The organism is Nocardia sp. NBC_00416 (assembly GCF_036032445.1).
In the GTDB taxonomy this organism is placed as follows: domain Bacteria; phylum Actinomycetota; class Actinomycetes; order Mycobacteriales; family Mycobacteriaceae; genus Nocardia.
Genome location: NZ_CP107932.1, coordinates 2381806 through 2397904, shown reverse-complemented (window position 1 = coordinate 2397904; position 16099 = coordinate 2381806). Strand labels below are relative to the sequence as shown.

Below are 16099 nucleotides of genomic sequence, written 5' to 3'. Positions count from 1 at the left end.
GAGGACATCGATGCCCGGATATGAGAAGGCCATGCGCCCCGAAGACATCACCCGCTTCTTCGTGGAACGATCCAACGCCGGTGACGCGGAAGGAGTGGCCGCACTCTACGAAGAGGACGCCGTGCTGGCCTACCCGCCCGGCAGCCGGACCGTCGGCCGGGCGGCGATCCGCGCCCTGTGGGAGAAGGTGCTGGCCAACGGCCCCACCTTCGAGCCGGAACAGCCGTTGCCGACGCTGATCAACGGCGATATCGCCCTCACCTCGACTCCGCCGAAGGACGGTACCGGCGCCCGCGCCCAGGTGGTCCGGCGGCAGCCGGACGGAAGCTGGTTGCGCGCGCTCGACCAGCCCGAGTTCGTCCCACCGGAACACTGAGCCGACAGTGGAGTCCGCGCCGGAGCCGTTGTGGCAGAAGGGGTTCGTGCTGAACCCGACCTGCTGCCTGGCTCCGGCCGCCCGTACCGGCCCGGTGCGGGCGGCGGTCCACCTACCGGAGGTGTGTCATCTGCGCGATGCGCAGGTCGCGGGTGCGGGATTGGTGGGCCTCCATGGCTTTCGCGGCGCGTTCGGCATCGCGATCACGGATCGCCTCGAAGATCTGGGTGTGTTCTTCCTCGATGAGATCCAGGTTGTCCCGGCCGCGTGAGACCGCGCCGTCGTAGACCCGCAGGCGCGCGTCGAGCAGGTACATCAACTCCAGTGTCGTGGTGTTGTGTGCGGCGTGCCGCAGCGCGACATGCCATTGCGCGTGCCGGTCGAGTCGTTGCTGCCCGCTGAGTCCCGTGGTGGCCGCCAGGAGATGTTCCAGCTTCGCGAGGTCGAAGTCCGTGCGCCTGGCGGCCGCGCTGCGGGCGACCGTGGCCTCCAGGGCGATTCGCGCCTCGCAGATGTCGAGGATCTCCTCCGGGGTGCGCACCCGTACGACGAAGCCGCGGGATTCCTTGGTCATCAATCCCTCGGCCTCGAGCCGCATCAGCGCTTCGCGCGCGGGTGTGCGGGAGACACCCAGTTCCTCGCCGACGTTCGCCGGGACCAGCAGCGAACCCGGCGGATAGGTACCGCCGACGATCCGGTCACGCAATTGCCGATACGGCGAATCCGGCCGGTCGCGGGAATCGAGCATCTGGGTTCTCCTCGGAGCGGGGGCACGACCGTTCACCGATATCACAGTTTCCGCGCGAACAACAGACTTCTGAACGCAGCTGTATACAAATGGCGACAGCTGTGTTCGTTGGCCCTAAAGTGCCCGGTGAAGCACGACAGGAGGGTCATGGATCCGCAAGTGAACGAAGACCACCGGTGACCGGATCGGCGGTTGCCGCAGCGACGACCGCACCGTCCCTGCCCACCGGGCGGCGACGGCTCACCTGGCACCCGCGGGCGCTGCTGCCCTGGGTGGTGCCGGTGTTGATCGTCGCGGGCTGGCAGTGGACGTCGAGTACCGGAATGATCTCCGCGGCGATCCTGCCCGCTCCGTCGGTGGTGCTCGACACCGCGGGCACGCTGTGGCGCAGTGGTGAACTGCCGGACCACATCCTCGTCAGCCTGCGCCGGGTGGCGATCGGATTCGGGATCGGCGCGGCGATCGGACTGGCGTTCGGATTCGCGGTCGGGCTCTCTCGCCTCGCCGAGGGGGTATTCGACCGGAGCCTGCAAATGGTGCGGGCGCTGCCGCATCTGGCGCTGGTCCCGCTGCTCATCGCCGCCTTCGGCATCGGCGAGACACCGCGCATCGTGCTGGTCACCCTCGGTGTCGTCTTCCCGGTGTACCTGAACACCGTCAGCGGGATACGCACCGTGGACGAGAAGCTGATCCAGCTGGGGAGGTCCTACGGGCTCACGCGCTGGGGGCTGATCCGCCATGTCGTCGTGCCCGGCGCCATGCCGATGATCCTCACCGGTATCCGGTATTCGCTCGGTGTCGCCTGGCTGACGCTCGTCGTCGCCGAGACCATCGCGACCCGAGAGGGAATCGGATACCTGGCCCAGAACGGCCGGGAGATGCTGCGCACCGACCGGATCGTGCTGGCGATTGTGCTCTACGCCATCGCCGGCCTGCTCGCCGACCAGATCACCCGGCTCATCGAGCGCCGGGCGCTGCGCTGGAACCCCACGATGCGGAAGGTGCGGTCGTGAGCGATCAGTCGAAGGACCGGATCGGTCTCACACTGCGTGACGTGGGCATCCGCTACCGGGACAACTGGGTGCTGCGGCACCTGGACCTGACCGTCGAGCCGGGGCAGTTCGTCGCCGTCATCGGCCCGAGCGGGGTCGGCAAATCGAGTCTGCTGCGGTTGCTGGCCAAGCTCGAGGAGCCCACCGAGGGAACTGTCACCCCCGTCGGCGCGGGGACGTACTCGGCTCGGATGATGTTCCAAGAGGACCGATTGCTGCCCTGGAAGTCGGTGCTCGACAATGTGACGCTGGCGACCCGGAACTCCGGTCGCGCGGCGCGCGAGCTGCTCGAGCGGGTCGGCCTCGCGGGCCGGGAGAAGGACTGGCCGGCGGAACTGTCCGGCGGGCAGCGGCAACGGGTCGCGCTGGCCCGGGCGATGCTGCACCACCCCGACATCCTGCTGCTGGACGAGCCGTTCGGCGCCCTCGACGCGATCACCCGGGTGAATATGCACGAACTGGTCGAATCGCTGCTGGCCCGGGAACCGCGCACGGTGGTGCTGGTCACCCACGATGTCGAAGAAGCGCTGATGCTGGCCGACCGGGTCCTGCTGCTGACCCCCGCCGGTATCACCACCGACCTCACCGTAGGGCGAGCGAGACCGCGCAGCCGCGGCGACGCCCAGCTCGCGGACCTGAAACAACGATTACTGGACGATCTTCTCGCCGCCGACCGGATGGCGCGGCACTCTCGGAAAGGCATGGCAGGATGACCAGGACACCGATATCGCTGAACCGGCGCGGGTTTCTGCGGGCCACCGGCCTCGGCGCGCTGGGGATCGCGGGCGCGGCGGCATTGTCGGGCTGCGGCCCGGGAACCTCCGCGGCCGAGCTGAGCGAGATCCGGTACGCGCTGATCGGCGACGGCAAGGCCGAACCGGGCACGATCCTGTCGCACGGGCTCGGCGGGTTCGACGTGAATGCCGCCGTCGGACTGCCGGTCTCGTTCTCCACCGGCTTCGCCGCCTCACTTCCCGTGATGGAGGCGATCAAGGCGGGCAGTATCGATTTCTCCTTCGCCACCGCGACGGCGATCATCTATGCCATCGGCGGCGGGGTGCCCGTGGTACCGCTGGTCGCGTATCCGCTGCCGGTCGACGAGGTGGACATCCTGGTTCCGAAGGGTTCGGACATCAAATCCGCCGCCGATCTCAGAGGTCGCTCGGTGGCCGACCATCAGGGCACCACGGGGACCTACAGTCTCGTCAAATATCTCGAGACCGCGGGCCTGACGATCGACGACATCGAGTACGTCAACCTCACCGCGGCCGACGCGGAGGCCGCGTTCGCGCAGCGCCATGTGGACGCCTGGATCAACTGGCAGCCCACCATAGAACTGGCCCGGCGCAAACACGACGCCGATGTGCTGCCCGGGGTGCGGACCTACGATTACGCGTTCTTCGTCGCGTCGGAGAAATTCGCGTTCGACCGTCCGCGCGAGGTCGCCACCCTGGTCCGCAGTGTCCGCGACGCGCAGCGCTGGATCGAGGCGAATCCCGAAACCGCCGTGGGGGAGTTCGCGGCGCTCGGCGGGTTCGGCGACTCCACTCTCGAACGCGACGTCTACTACGACCTGGTTCAGCAGAAGCGTCTGTCGTATTCGGGCGCCGGTGATTTCGGTGTCATCGCACCAGCAGCGGTCGACAGTACGCAAGATCTGGCGGACAACTTCCACCAGCTGGGCGTGTACCCGGAGTCGGTGGACGTGCGCGGCTGGTTCGCCGATACCCGATTCGCGCCGGTCGCCGACGCGGTGCGCGCCGAACTCGCCAAGTCGTGATCGATAGTCATGGGAGATCATTCGATGAACAAGAAAATGCGCCTGGCCGCTTTCGTCACTGCGGGGCCGGGTCGGCCGGGCGGCTGGCGCTATCCGGGATCGGTCCCGGGATGGCTCGACGCGTCGTACTACCACAACATCGCGCGGACTCTGGAGGACGGGCGATTCGACCTCGCGTTCTTCCCCGATATCCTCTCTGTTCCCGACCGTTTCGCCGGTAGCACCGATTCGCAGCTGCGGTACGGGGCGCTCGGTTCGCTGCGCGTCGACCCGCTCCCGGTGATGGCGTCGATGGCCGCGGTGACGCGACACCTGGGCATCGCGGCGACAGTCTCCACCAGCTACGCCCAGCCGTTCACCGTCGCGCGTTCGTTCGCCAGTCTCGACCACCTCACCGCGGGCCGGGCCGCGTGGAATATCGTGACCTCGTTCCAGGAATCCGAGGCCCGCAACTTCAACCTCGACGCCCAGTTCGATCGTTCGACCCGGTACGAACGCGCGGACGAGTTCCTACAGGTGGCGGCCAAACTCTGGGACAGCTGGGAAGACGGCGCCCTGGTGCTGGACGAGGAGACGCCGCTGTTCGCCGACCCCGACCGCGTGCACCGCATCGATCACGAGGGCCGGTACTTCACTGTGCGCGGGCCGCTCAATGTGCCGCGGCCACCGCAGGGTTACCCGGTGCTCATTCAGGCGGGCGCCTCGTCGAAGGGCAAGGATTTCGCCGCGCACTGGTCCGATGTCATCTTCTGCAGTCACGCGTCCAAGGAGTCGGCGCAGGCGTTCTACACCGAGATCAAAGAGCGCGCGGCGCTGTTCGGGCGCGATCCCGACCACATCAAGATCCTGCCGTCCATCACCCCGATCGTGGCGCCTACCTCGGCCCGGGCCAAGGAACTGGCCGAGGAGATCTTCGAGCTGGTTCCGCCGCTCGGCGGCCTGTCCACGCTCGCCTACCACCTCGACGTCGACCTCTCCACCTTCCCGCTGGACGAACGCCTGCCCGACGTGGAGGTCCCGGGCGTCGAAGGCCATTACCACGAGGTCCGGGAGATCACCGAGCGTGACGGTCTGACGCTGCGCCAGCTCGGAAAGCAGTACGGCGGCCGGACCGAGGGCGGTTTCATCGGCACCGCGGCCGACGTCGCGGACGGTTTGCAGGAGTGGTTCGAAGACGGGGCGGCCGACGGGTTCACCCTGCAGGTGCCCCATCAGCCGGGTGGTTTCGAGACCTTCACCCGCGAAGTCGTCCCACAGCTGCAGCGCCGCGGCCTGTTCCGGACCGAATACGAGGGCACGACCCTGCGGGAGAACCTCGGCCTCGATCGCCCGGACCGCGGTGAATGGGCCATTCGCGCCGGCGGTCCGGCGTGACGAACAGCGATCCCGAACGCGGCGAGGTCGCGGTAACGGCCGCGGCCACGACCGCCCCGGGCAGGTTCATCGTTTCGGCGCGGGCGAATCATCTGGTCAGCGATTCCCGGCTGACCGGCGGCGAGGCGATCCACGCCGGCGAACTGCTGCTGGCCGCGCTGGCGTCGTGCGCGCTCGCGAATATCGAGAACCGTGCGGCCGAGAGCGGATTCGGGGTGGTAGGTGTCACGGCGACGGCTTCGCACACCCGCGGCGTCGAGGACCCGACCCGTTACGCTCGCACGCTGCTCGAGATCGGCATCGGCGCACTCGACGATTCGCGGGGCTGGGCGCTGGTGGACAACTTCGTCGCGACCTGCCCCATCTACAACACGGTCCGCCGGGGCAGCGGGATCGAGATCACGCTCAACGGCCGCCGGCGTCCCGCGAGCCCCGGGGCGGGGGACCAGGGTACGCGGTGATCGGCATCGGACCGCGCCCGCCGGCGTGCTGGATCCTGGGACCGGCGGTGCTCCGGCGGCATCCCGGGCCGGGAAGAAACGTTCGACGAAGAAGCGGCCGGCGCCGCGCAGCACCGGGCATCGGACAGCGGCCGGTCGAGGGTCACGCCGGCCATTGAGTGGGCGAACCCGGCCGGTATCGGGCTCCCGGGGCCCTGCTACCTTTCGCCACACGAGGGCAGGAGGGCCGGTATGGACATCGACGTGCGCACCTTTACTGCCGCGGAGCTGGCCGAGGGTGTCGTCCCGGTGTCCGCGCTGGACGCGTCCTCTCTGCTCGAACCGCTGGTCTTGGTCGATCTCGACGGCGCCGACGCGGCGACCGCGGTGGCCGCCGCCGCCCGGATACCGGCGCTGGGGGGTTCGGCGGTGGGTTTCTGCTCGGGCGCGGTGACGCCGCGGCTCGCGCCGCTGACCGCTGCGCTGGATCTGACCTATGCCGCGGTGCCGGATCCGGTGGATCGCGCCGTCGTCGGCACCGCGGATGTCGATCGTGCGCTCGCCGAGTTCACGGCCTGCGTCCGGCGCTGTCCGCAGGCCTCGTTCGTCGCCGCTCAGGTGGTGCGGGCTTGCGAACATCTGCCGGTGCCCGCGGCGATCGATGTGGAATCGTTCGCCTATTCCACGTTGCAGGGCGGTGCGGAGTTCGGGGCTTGGCTCGATCGGCGCCGAGGTCTCGGGCGACCGCTGCCGCCCCCGCCGGAATCGGACCCGGTTCTTCTCGCCGCGGACGGAGACACCCTGCGGATAACCCTCAACCGCCCGGAACGACGCAACGCCTACGGTACGGCGCTGCGTGACGCCCTGGTCGAGGCGCTGCGCACAGCGATACTCGCCGACACCTTCGCCGAGATCGTGCTCGACGGCGCCGGTCCCTCGTTCTGCGCCGGCGGCGACCTCGACGAATTCGGCCACACCCCCGATACCGCCACCGCTCATCTCATCCGCACCCGTGGCGGCGCCGCACGGCTGATGGCGCGCCTCGCGGAGCGCACCGAGGTCCGGCTGCACGGCCACTGTGTGGGGGCCGGGATCGAGATCTCCGCATTCGCCGGCCGTGTCGTCGCGGCGCCGGACACGGTGATCCGGTTGCCCGAAGTGGAGATGGGGCTGATACCCGGCGCCGGGGGAACGGTCAGCGTGCCGCGCCGTATCGGCCGGTGGCGTGCGCTGCATCTGTTCGTCACCGGCGTGGCCCTCGACGCGCGACGCGCCCAGGGATGGGGGCTGATCGACGAGATCATCGATTCGCCCGGGCACGTGGGGTAGCTGCGCCGCCTACCCTTCGAATACGACCCGTCCGCCGATGAGCGTGGCGCGCACCGCGGCCGCGGCCGGTCGATCGCAGAGCCGCTCGACAGTCCGATCCAGGAGCACCAGATCCGCGGGTGTGCCCGGCGCGACGACGCGGGCCGGGCCGCCCGGATCGTCCAGTGGCGCCAGATATCGCGCGAGAGCCGCCGGCGCGCAGAGTGTTTCGGCGGCACCCACGACGGCGCCGTCCGGTGCGCGGCGTACGACCGCCGCGCTGATCACCTGCCAGGGGTCGAGGGGCCCGTACGGCGCGTCGCTGGACAGAGCCAGTCCCACACCGCCGTCGCACAGGCTCCGGCAGCGGTACAGATCGGGGAGGTCGGCCGCGTCGACACGGCGTAGATAGTCGTCGCCGCGATCGGCGAGGAAGCCCGGCTGGGTGACCACGGCGACCCCGAGACGCCGCAGGGCGCCGATGGACTCGGCCGGAACTATCGCGCCGTGCTCGATCCGATCACCCGGTACCGTCCCGGTCTCGTCGAACACGGCGAGCAGGATGAGCAGCGCCGCGCGGCTGACGCAGTGCACGGCGACCGGCCGCCCGAGATCGTGCGCGCGAGTGACGGTGGCAGCCAGATCGTCGATATCGGGCAGTCCGGAATCCGCGAGGACGATCTTGTACGCACCGGTGGTGACGCGGGGGCCGCAGGTGCGGCCCAGCGGCACGCCCAAGAGATTCAACCGTTGCGGAAGCGCTCCGCACGCCGTCGCGTCGATCAGGTGCGCCAGCGAATCATCGGTCAGATCGGGTGTGGCATCGCTGATTCCGGTGATCCCGTAGCCGGCGAGAAGTGCGCCGACCTCGCCGAGATCGGGCGGGCCGGAGTTCGGCAGTCGCGACCGCAGCCAGGTGTCCGCACGCCAGACCCGGCCGGTAACGCGTCCGTCGGCGTCGCGTTCGACGCCGGGCTCGGTCGCCGTGTCCAAGCCGGTGAGACCGGCCGCGGTGGAGTTGAGCACCCACAGGGCTCCGCTGCGGTGCTGGATACGGACCGGACGTTCGCGATGCAGCAGGTCGAGCGCGGCCGAATCGAGCATCCCGGCGACGGTTTCGACGTAGCCGACCCCGCGTATCCACCCGTCACCCGGCGCGCGGGCGAGCGCGCGGGCGAGATCGTCGGCTGTGCGCACCTGCGGCGGACCGCAGCGAACCGAGTTCCGGTCGGCGGCGAGTGCGTGCAGGTGCAGGTGGTGGTCGTGCAGGCCGGGCAGCACTGCGCCGCCCTCGGCGTCCAGTATCGGGAGGCCGGCCCCGGGCAGTTCGGTCCCGACCGCGGCGACGACGCCGTCACGGATCAGGACGTCGGTACGGGATCCAGCGGATACCTCGGCGTCGCGGATCAGCAGGCCGGTCATCCCGGCCCCACACCCAATTCGGCGAGCACCGCGGCGGTATCGCGGCCGCTGTCCGGCGCCGCACCGGCGGCTTCGCGCCGGCTCGGCGGCGCGACCGATGATTCGCCGACGGCCGTGCCGGCCGAGCGCGGGTCGAGCGTGGCGGCCACGACCGCGGACATCGAGATATCCCAGAGGCGGCCGGAACCGTCGCCGGGTGCCGACATCGCCAGGACCGTCGCGGTCAGCCCCGTCAGCGGGTCGGCGATCGCGTCGCCCACGAACACCGGTGGGTGCTCGCCGGCGCAGGCGACCAGCCCGGCGGATGCGGCGATATCGTCCCCGAATCCGATCCGGTTCGCGGCCCGGCCGTGTGCGGTGATCGAGATCCAGGTACCGCCGGATTCGGCGAACGCCCCCGCGTCCAGCCCGAACCCGGTCAGTGCGCGCGGGCGGGACGCCTCGATCACGATATCGGCGGACGCGACGAGTGCGCGCAGCGCGCGACGTTGCCCACCGTCGCCGGGGTCGAGGACGACGGATTCGTGACCGCCGTGCAGCAACCGATAGAAGCCGGGATCCCCGCGGCGGGCCCCGTCCGGACGGGTGGGGGTCTCGACCTTGATGACGCGGGCGCCGGCCAGACCGAGCAGATGGGCACAGAGCGGGCCCGCCCACAGCGCGCTGAAATCGACTACGCGCAGTCCGGCCACCGGGCGCGGAGCCAGCGGTTCCGGGACCGCTGCCGGCCGCGGCTGTGGGGCGATCGGGCCGGCGGCGAGCCCCAGCAGTTCCGCACGTTCGGCCAGTTCGGCGCCGGGGTGAGTGCGCAACCAGGCGGCCACGGCGGGCCACGGGTCAGCGCCGACCTCCCGGCCCACCAGCGCACCGAGCAGCGCCGGATCGTCGGGACGCGCACAGCTGACGGCCGCCCAGCCGTCGGCGGTGGGCAGCAGGCGGCAGTGCCGGCCCACAGAGATCGTGCCGCCGCGCACCGACCCGGTGAACGCCGCCCGTTCGGAGAGCAGCCGGGCACCGTCGAGCCGGACCCGGCCGTCGGTGATCGCCGCGATCCGGTCGGTGTGCTGCCGTGCGATTGTCGCGGCCGACCCGGGTGGGATCAGCGGGGGCCCGCCGGGGAATCCGGTGAGTGCGGGTACGCCGCTCTCGACCCAGTCGCGCACCCGGTGAGATATTCCTGCCGAGGCGTCGGACACGCGCCGATGCTACACCGCACCTACCGCACAGCCCGCGTCGCTGCGGTGCTCGCATCAGCCGACCGACGAGATCCAGTGCACCGTGGTCGCGGCGCTACTCGGGGTCCGCGGCGGTCGGTGGATCAGGTGGGGTCGGCGCGGCCGCGCGGCGGCGCCGGTGCCGTGGTCGTCGCGGCCAGCTCGTCGATGCCGACACCGACGAGCCTCGTCCAGCGGTTCGCGAAATTGGAGATGCCCCAGCTGCGCAGCCTCGTATAGGCCTCCACGAGATCGGGGCGATGCAGCACACCCGCTGCCCGGCCCGCGGCGATCGCCTCGATGTAGGCGTCCTCGGCCGATATCAGTTCGTCGGTGACACGGGCCTGCTCATCGAGCAGGTGTTCCACTCTGTACGCGAGGTCTTGCGGTGTGGAACACGTGCCCTCGCCGGAAAATCGGTGCATGCGCCATCCTCGGAGATAGGTCGGTCGAACCTGCGAAAGACAAACGCCGTCACGGTGTCCCGTGGAGCCCGGAACCGATCGAACGCCAAGAAACTACGGGATCACTACTACCCGATGTGGCCGGCGGCCGTGCCATCGGCCGTACCGCGCCGCGGTCTCGTGAACGGCCGGGTGTTCATGCGCAGGACGGTGCCGAGGTCTACCGCCACGCGCGCAGCAGTCGTGTCGCCTCCGCGCCGAGGGCGAACTGCAGGAACGGGCCGAAACTCACGCGCGCCACCCCTGCTTCGGCGAGAGCCGGTCGATTCGCCTCCTCCGGCAGGCCGATCGCGTTGACCGGCAGTGGCAGCTCGGCGCACAACCGGCGCAGGATCTCCGGCGCGTAGCGGCCCACCGGATACAGCACGTCGGCGCCCGCCGCGGCGGCCAGCCGCAGCCGCTCGATCGCCTCCCCGGCCAGATCCGCCGGTTCACCGAACGGGCCGCGCAGCAGATCGGTGCGCGCGTTCACCACCACGTGCACACCCGACTCGTCCGCCGCCTGCCGTAGGCGCCCGACCAGGTCGGCATGCTCTTGCGGTGCGCGCATCCGCCCGCCCTCCGCGTGCACGACGTCCTCGATGTTGAACCCGACGCCCCCGGCCTCCAGCAGGCCTTCGACCAGGGCTTTCGGCTCTACGCCGTACCCGGATTCGAGATCGACCGAGACCGGCACATCCACCGCGGCGGTGATCTCCCGGACCCGGGCGAGTACCTCGGTGAACGCCATACCCTCCTGGTCGGGCTTGCCGACGGAGGAGGCCAGCGGATGGCTGCCGACGGTCAGCGCCGGAAAACCGGCCTGCTGCACGAGATCCGCCGACCAGGCATCCCAGACCGTCGGCAGGATCACCGGGTCGCCGGGGCGGTGTAGTTCGAGGAACGCGGTTGCCTGCTCGCTCAGTGCGGTCACACGCCGATCCTGCCCCAACGTCGCGGGGATGCGCCAGTGACCGGCCGGTGGGTCGTGACCTGGTTGAGCCCTTGTTTGCATCGCCGCACAGTGGTTACCCGGCCCGGGACCGGCCGGATACGGCGGGTCGATCGCACCCGACGAGAGGAGTTGGGCAATGAGCGCTACCGATAAGTTCGACAACAAGGCCGAGGAACTCGCCGGTCGGGCCAAGGAAAAGCTCGGTGAGGCCACCGACGATGAGGACAAGAAGAACGAAGGCAAGGCCGATCAGGTGAAGGCGAATCTCAAGGACGCCGGCGAGAAGGTGAAGGACGCCTTCCGCGATTGATCGAGCACCGAGCGGGAGGACGCGCCGGGCGGGGCATCGCGCCTGATCCGGGTCGTTCGTTCTCGCCGGTGCGGGACGCCGCCACGGCGGTGGAGTGGGCACCGACCGCGTGGCGGTCGGTGCCCACTCCTGGATGGGGCCGTTTCGATGATCGGAACGAACCGAAACGTGTCCACTGACCGGGAAGCCCGCCCGCCGGCCGCCGTGGGCGGCGTCACTATCGGCGCAGTCACACACATTCGTTGGACCATGGAGGTTGGCGATGCCGGCGCATTCATCGAACGGCCGAACACCGCACGGCGCAGAGGAATTCAGGCAGATCGAGGCCGCCGCGGCGCCGACTCGATTCGCCCGGGGATGGCACTGCCTCGGCTTGGCGAGAACATTCCGGGACGGCAGGCCGCACGAGGTCGCGGCGTTCGGCACGACGCTGGTCGTGTTCCGATCCGAGACCGATCACACGCTGCACGTCCTGGACGGTTTCTGCCGCCATCTGGGCGGCAATCTGGCGCACGGCACGGTCAAAGGCGATTCCATCGCCTGTCCGTTCCACGACTGGCGGTGGGGCGGGAACGGCAGATGCACCGGCATCCCCTATGCGCGCCGGGTCCCGCCGCTGGCCAGGACCCGGGCGTGGCCCACGCTCGAGCGCAACGGTCAGCTCTATGTCTGGCACGACCCGCAGGGCAGTAAACCCACCGATGACGTGACGATCCCGGAGATCGCCGGCTACGGCAGCGCGGACTGGACCGACTGGACCTGGAACTCGATGCTGATCGAGGGGTCGCACTGCCGGGAGATCGTCGACAACGTCGTCGATATGGCGCATTTCTTCTACGTCCACTATTCCTTCCCCCGATACTTCAAGAATGTCTTCGAAGGTCATACCGCGACCCAGTACATGCGTTCCACGCCGCGCGGGGATATTTCGGTGGGCACCAGTTATGACGATCCGAACTCGTCATTGCGTTCGGACGCTTCCTATTTCGGTCCGTCCTACATGATCGACTGGCTGTTCAGCGAGGCGCAGGGGGCGACCATCGAGACGGTGCTCATCAATTGCCACTATCCCGTCACCGACAATTCGTTCGTGCTGCAGTACGGCGCGATGGTGAAGAAACCCCAGGGCATGTCGGACGCCGACGCGGACGCGATGGCCGCGCAGTTCGCTCGCGGCGTCGAGGTGGGGTTCGAACAGGATGTGCAGATCTGGAAGAACAAGGCGCCGATCGACAATCCGCTGCTGTCGGAGGAAGACGGGCCGGTGTATCAGCTGCGACGCTGGTATCAGCAGTTCTACGTCGACGTCGAGGACATCACCGAGGACATGACCAGGCGATTCGAGTTCGAGATCGACACCGAGCGCGCCGTCACCAGCTGGGAAGCGGAGGTCGCGGACAACATCGCCCGCGGCGCCGTCCTGGATACCACCGCCTGAGATAGGCCCGACCCCGTCCCACCGCGGGCGGCACCGTCGCCGCCCGCGCCTCACGAAGGAACACACCCTCACCATGACCACAGTTCTCGACAACATCACGGCGATCGCCGACCGCCTTCGTGAGCAGGCGCCCGAAGCCGAACGCCTGGGACAGCTGCCCGAGGCGACTGCGAAACTGCTGAAATCGGCAGGTCCGATCCGGCTGCTGCAGCCGAAGAAGTACGGCGGATTCGAGGCGCATCCGCGGGAGTTCGCCGAGGCGGTGATGGCGGCGGCCGCGCTGGACCCGGCGACCGGTTGGATCTGCGGCATCGTCGGAGTGCATCCCTGGCAGCTCGCCTTCGCCGACCCCAAGGTGCAGGAGGAGGTCTGGGGCGCCGACAACGACACCTGGATAGCCTCGCCGTACGCGCCGACCGGTATCGCCCGGCCGGTGGAGGGCGGCTACGTGTTCAACGGTCGCTGGCAGTTCAGCTCCGGCACCGACCACTGCGAGTGGATCTTCCTCGGCGCGCTGCTCGGCGACGCGGACGGTGCGGTGGCGAACCCGCCGACGATGCTGCACATGATCCTGCCGCGCGCGGACTACACGATCGTCGAGGACTCGTGGAATGTGGTGGGGCTGAAGGGGACCGGTTCCAAGGACATCATCGTGCAGGACGCGTTCGTCCCCGCGTACCGGGTGATGAACGGCGACCATGTCATCGACGGCACCGCCCAGCGCGAATACGGCGCCACCGAGACGCTGTACAAGATGCCCTGGTCGACGATGTTCCCGCTGGGTATCACCGCCGCGGTGATCGGTATCGCCGAGGGCGCCCTGGCCGCGCATCTGGACTATCAGCGCGACCGGGTGGGCGCCCAGGGGACCGCGGTCAAGGACGACCCGTACGTGCTGTTCGCGATCAGCGAGGCGGCCGCCGATATCAATGCCGCGCGGCAGGAGCTGCTGGCCAACGTCGACCGGATCTGGCACCTCGTCGATTCCGGCGGCGAGGTGACCTTCGCCGACCGGGCCGCGGGCCGGCGCACCCAGGTGCGCGCGGCGTGGCGCGCGGTGATGGCGGTGGATCAGATCTTCGCGCGGTCGGGCGGTAACGCCTTGCGGATGGACAAGCCGTTGCAGCGGTACTGGCGCGATGTCCATGCCGGTCTCAATCACGCCATCCACGTGCCGAGCACCGTCTATCACGCCTCCGCGCTGAGTTCGCTGGGCATCGATCCGGCCGAGCAGCTGCGGTCGATGATCTGAGCGCTCGGGTCGTGCACACACAAGGAATCGATGAGGACACGGGAACAGTGACTGATATCAAGAGCCTCGGCTATGTCGAGATCCGGACCACCGATATCGATCGGTGGCGGCAGTTCGCCTTCGAGGTTCTCGGCTTCGCCGAGGGTTCCGGGCCGGACGAGAATGCCCTGTACCTGCGAATGGACGAGCGGGCCGCGCGGATGGTCGTGATCGGCGGCGATACCGACGAGGTGGTGACCATCGGGTGGGAGGTCCGCGACCACGCCGCGTTGGCGCGGGTGCGGGCGGCGGTCTCGGCGGCGGGCGTCGCCGTGAAACCGCTGTCGGCGGAGGAGGCCGATGCCCGCCGGGTCGAGGAGGCGATCACCTTCACCGATCCCACCGGCGCCACCCTGGAGGTGTTCCACGGCCCGGTGCTCGACCACAGCCCGCTGGTGACCCCGTTCGGCGCGCGCTTCGTCACCGGTGCGCAGGGGTTGGGCCACGTGGTGCTGCCCACTATGGATCCGGGTGGCTCCTTCGAGTTCTATACCGAGGTGCTCGGGTTCCTGCCGCGGGGCGCGTTCCGGATTCCGGCGCCGCCGGAGTTCGGGCCGATGCGGATCCGGTTCCTGGGTGTGAACGAGCGGCACCACAGCCTGGCGCTGTGTCCCGCGCCGCACGGCGGCGCGCCCGGACTCGTGCACATCATGGTGGAGGTCGATTCGCTGGACGCGGTCGGCCGGGCGCTGGACCGGGTGGCGAAGGACGGGTTCGCGGTGTCGTCGACGTTGGGCCGGCACACCAACGACAAGATGGTGTCGTTCTATGTGCGCGCGCCCGGCGGGTGGGATATCGAATTCGGCACCGACGGGATGCGAGTCGACGAAAGGCACTACACCGCGGAGGAGATCACCGCGGACAGCTACTGGGGTCACGATTGGTCCGGTAGCGAACCACTCGCCGCCATGTGATCCGCGGCGATCGGCGCACGGCCCCCGATCCGAGCACACGAGCTCGGGTCGGGGGCCGTGCGCGGTTTTCGGACGTTCTTCGCTGATCATGTGACAGCGGACACAGGGAGATGGTACTAATAGGCATATGCCTAATAGGCATATGCACGTGCTTCAGCTTGTTGACCCAACGGAGGGCTCATGACAATCCAGGCCGCCGCTACCCCGAGTGCCGTACTCGACCGCGTCTCACTCGTCCTCGACGCCTTCGACGGGCCCGGACGGCTCACCCTCGCGCAGATCGTGCGGCGCACCGGATTGCCCCGCTCGTCGGCCCATCGCATATTGGAACGGCTCGTGCACCTGCGCTGGCTGCGCCGCGACGGCCGCGACTACGAACTCGGTCTGCGTCTCATGGAACTGGGATCACTCGCCGTCCATCAGGACCGGTTGCACCGCGCGGCCGTGCCGTTCCTGCACGAGCTGCATCGCGCGACCGGGTACGTGGTGCATCTGGCGGTGCTGGACGGCTCGGATGTGGTGTATCTGGACAAGATCGGCGGACGGCTGGCCGGAGCCGTCCCGACGCGGGTCGGCGGACGGCAACCGGCGCACTGTACGGCCGTGGGCAAGGCGATCCTCGCCTACGCGGACGACCGGCACGGCGAGGTGGCGGGCAAGGACCCGCTCGGGTCGAAGACCCGGTACTCCATCGCCACCGCGGCGCAGCTGCGTGCCGAACTGGCCAGAGTTCGCGCGCACGGCGTCGCCTTCGAGCGGGAGGAGTCGCTGTCCGGTTTCGGGTGTGTGGCGGCCCCGATCGGCGAAATAGGTGAGGCGGTGGCCGCGGTATCGATCTGCGGACCGGTGGACCGGATGAGCTTCGACCATCGTCTGGGCGCGCCGGTGCGGATGACGGCACTGGGCATCTGGCGCAATATCGAGGACGGCCGGGCGCGCGTCCATCCGACGCTCCAGCAGTCCCGGCCGCTCGTCGCCCAGGCGGCACCCGGGCGGGCGGGTCTGCAGTACGCGTGAACAGGATCCGCGTAGCT

The 16099-nt window shown here is 69.3% G+C and carries 17 protein-coding genes; 12 read left to right on the top strand and 5 right to left on the bottom strand.

Features of this window, described 5'->3' with window-relative positions; all coding sequences use genetic code 11:
* Window positions 1–10 precede the first annotated feature (10 nt).
* A complete protein-coding gene (locus tag OG804_RS09710; RefSeq protein WP_328396076.1) occupies window positions 11–376 on the top strand; it encodes a YybH family protein in 366 nt (121 codons plus the stop codon).
* A gap of 112 nt (window positions 377–488) precedes the next feature.
* Here OG804_RS09710 and OG804_RS09705 read toward each other — a convergent pair whose 3' ends face one another.
* Entirely contained in the window at window positions 489–1124 is a 636-nt protein-coding gene (locus OG804_RS09705) for a GntR family transcriptional regulator (protein WP_328396074.1), read from the bottom strand.
* A 176-nt stretch (window positions 1125–1300) separates the two neighbouring features.
* Between OG804_RS09705 and OG804_RS09700 the strand changes: the two genes are divergently transcribed.
* From OG804_RS09700 to OG804_RS09675, 6 genes are all read left to right on the top strand, one after another.
* A complete protein-coding gene (locus OG804_RS09700; RefSeq protein ID WP_328396072.1) occupies window positions 1301–2137 on the top strand; it encodes an ABC transporter permease subunit in 837 nt (278 codons plus the stop codon).
* Window positions 2134–2889 carry an ABC transporter ATP-binding protein gene (locus tag OG804_RS09695; RefSeq protein WP_442941783.1) on the top strand — a complete coding sequence of 252 codons (756 nt, stop codon included), beginning with the start codon at window positions 2134–2136 and terminating at the stop codon, window positions 2887–2889. The genes OG804_RS09700 and OG804_RS09695 overlap by 4 nt, the downstream gene beginning before the upstream one ends.
* A complete protein-coding gene (locus OG804_RS09690; protein ID WP_328396070.1) occupies window positions 2886–3956 on the top strand; it encodes an NrtA/SsuA/CpmA family ABC transporter substrate-binding protein in 1071 nt (356 codons plus the stop codon). Before OG804_RS09695 ends, OG804_RS09690 begins: the two co-directional genes overlap by 4 nt.
* Window positions 3957–3980: 24 nt before the next feature.
* Entirely contained in the window at window positions 3981–5330 is a 1350-nt protein-coding gene (locus OG804_RS09685) for an LLM class flavin-dependent oxidoreductase (protein ID WP_328396068.1), read from the top strand.
* Window positions 5327–5791 carry an OsmC family protein gene (locus OG804_RS09680; protein ID WP_328396066.1) on the top strand — a complete coding sequence of 155 codons (465 nt, stop codon included), beginning with the start codon at window positions 5327–5329 and terminating at the stop codon, window positions 5789–5791. The genes OG804_RS09685 and OG804_RS09680 overlap by 4 nt, the downstream gene beginning before the upstream one ends.
* A gap of 231 nt (window positions 5792–6022) precedes the next feature.
* Window positions 6023–7099 (top strand): enoyl-CoA hydratase/isomerase family protein, encoded by a 1077-nt coding sequence (locus OG804_RS09675; protein ID WP_328396064.1) that lies wholly within the window; start codon window positions 6023–6025, stop codon window positions 7097–7099.
* 9 nt (window positions 7100–7108) lie between these two features.
* Here the strand turns inward: OG804_RS09675 and OG804_RS09670 are convergent, their stop codons facing one another.
* The 4 genes from OG804_RS09670 to OG804_RS09655 form a co-directional block, all read right to left on the bottom strand.
* The gene (locus OG804_RS09670) at window positions 7109–8500 is read right to left on the bottom strand and encodes an amidohydrolase family protein (protein WP_328396062.1); all 1392 of its coding nucleotides are present in this window, start codon (window positions 8498–8500) and stop codon (window positions 7109–7111) included.
* Complete coding sequence (locus OG804_RS09665; RefSeq protein ID WP_328396060.1) at window positions 8497–9696, bottom strand: CoA transferase; 1200 nt, start codon at window positions 9694–9696, stop codon at window positions 8497–8499. The genes OG804_RS09670 and OG804_RS09665 overlap by 4 nt, the downstream gene beginning before the upstream one ends.
* Window positions 9697–9818: 122 nt before the next feature.
* Window positions 9819–10139 carry a hypothetical protein gene (locus OG804_RS09660; protein ID WP_328396058.1) on the bottom strand — a complete coding sequence of 107 codons (321 nt, stop codon included), beginning with the start codon at window positions 10137–10139 and terminating at the stop codon, window positions 9819–9821.
* A 199-nt stretch (window positions 10140–10338) separates the two neighbouring features.
* Window positions 10339–11091 carry an isocitrate lyase/PEP mutase family protein gene (locus OG804_RS09655; RefSeq protein ID WP_328396056.1) on the bottom strand — a complete coding sequence of 251 codons (753 nt, stop codon included), beginning with the start codon at window positions 11089–11091 and terminating at the stop codon, window positions 10339–10341.
* A 157-nt stretch (window positions 11092–11248) separates the two neighbouring features.
* On the opposite strand from OG804_RS09655, the gene OG804_RS09650 reads away from it, so the two are divergent.
* The 5 genes from OG804_RS09650 to OG804_RS09630 all read left to right on the top strand — a co-directional run bounded on the left by OG804_RS09650 (window position 11249) and on the right by OG804_RS09630 (window position 16082).
* Complete coding sequence (locus OG804_RS09650; protein ID WP_328396054.1) at window positions 11249–11422, top strand: CsbD family protein; 174 nt, start codon at window positions 11249–11251, stop codon at window positions 11420–11422.
* Between the two features lie 262 nt (window positions 11423–11684).
* Window positions 11685–12860 carry a Rieske 2Fe-2S domain-containing protein gene (locus OG804_RS09645; protein ID WP_328396052.1) on the top strand — a complete coding sequence of 392 codons (1176 nt, stop codon included), beginning with the start codon at window positions 11685–11687 and terminating at the stop codon, window positions 12858–12860.
* Between the two features lie 73 nt (window positions 12861–12933).
* On the top strand, window positions 12934–14112 hold the full coding sequence (locus tag OG804_RS09640) for an acyl-CoA dehydrogenase family protein (protein ID WP_328396050.1): 1179 nt from the start codon (window positions 12934–12936) through the stop codon (window positions 14110–14112).
* Between the two features lie 47 nt (window positions 14113–14159).
* Complete coding sequence (bphC, locus tag OG804_RS09635) at window positions 14160–15065, top strand: biphenyl-2,3-diol 1,2-dioxygenase (RefSeq protein WP_328396048.1); 906 nt, start codon at window positions 14160–14162, stop codon at window positions 15063–15065.
* Between the two features lie 180 nt (window positions 15066–15245).
* Complete coding sequence (locus OG804_RS09630) at window positions 15246–16082, top strand: IclR family transcriptional regulator (RefSeq protein ID WP_328396046.1); 837 nt, start codon at window positions 15246–15248, stop codon at window positions 16080–16082.
* The last annotated feature ends 17 nt before the right edge of the window (window positions 16083–16099 follow it).

Excerpts from the sequence above, each read along its gene's own strand:
- OG804_RS09710 (WP_328396076.1), top strand. The coding sequence starts at position 11 with ATGCCCGGATATGAGAAGGCCATGCGCCCCGAAGACATCACCCGCTTC.
- OG804_RS09705 (WP_328396074.1), bottom strand. The coding sequence starts at position 1,124 with ATGCTCGATTCCCGCGACCGGCCGGATTCGCCGTATCGGCAATTGCGT.
- OG804_RS09690 (WP_328396070.1), top strand. The coding sequence starts at position 2,886 with ATGACCAGGACACCGATATCGCTGAACCGGCGCGGGTTTCTGCGGGCC.
- OG804_RS09685 (WP_328396068.1), top strand. The coding sequence starts at position 3,981 with ATGAACAAGAAAATGCGCCTGGCCGCTTTCGTCACTGCGGGGCCGGGT.
- OG804_RS09675 (WP_328396064.1), top strand. The coding sequence starts at position 6,023 with ATGGACATCGACGTGCGCACCTTTACTGCCGCGGAGCTGGCCGAGGGT.
- OG804_RS09670 (WP_328396062.1), bottom strand. The coding sequence starts at position 8,500 with ATGACCGGCCTGCTGATCCGCGACGCCGAGGTATCCGCTGGATCCCGT.
- OG804_RS09660 (WP_328396058.1), bottom strand. The coding sequence starts at position 10,139 with ATGCACCGATTTTCCGGCGAGGGCACGTGTTCCACACCGCAAGACCTC.
- OG804_RS09650 (WP_328396054.1), top strand. The coding sequence starts at position 11,249 with ATGAGCGCTACCGATAAGTTCGACAACAAGGCCGAGGAACTCGCCGGT.
- OG804_RS09645 (WP_328396052.1), top strand. The coding sequence starts at position 11,685 with ATGCCGGCGCATTCATCGAACGGCCGAACACCGCACGGCGCAGAGGAA.
- OG804_RS09640 (WP_328396050.1), top strand. The coding sequence starts at position 12,934 with ATGACCACAGTTCTCGACAACATCACGGCGATCGCCGACCGCCTTCGT.
- OG804_RS09630 (WP_328396046.1), top strand. The coding sequence starts at position 15,246 with ATGACAATCCAGGCCGCCGCTACCCCGAGTGCCGTACTCGACCGCGTC.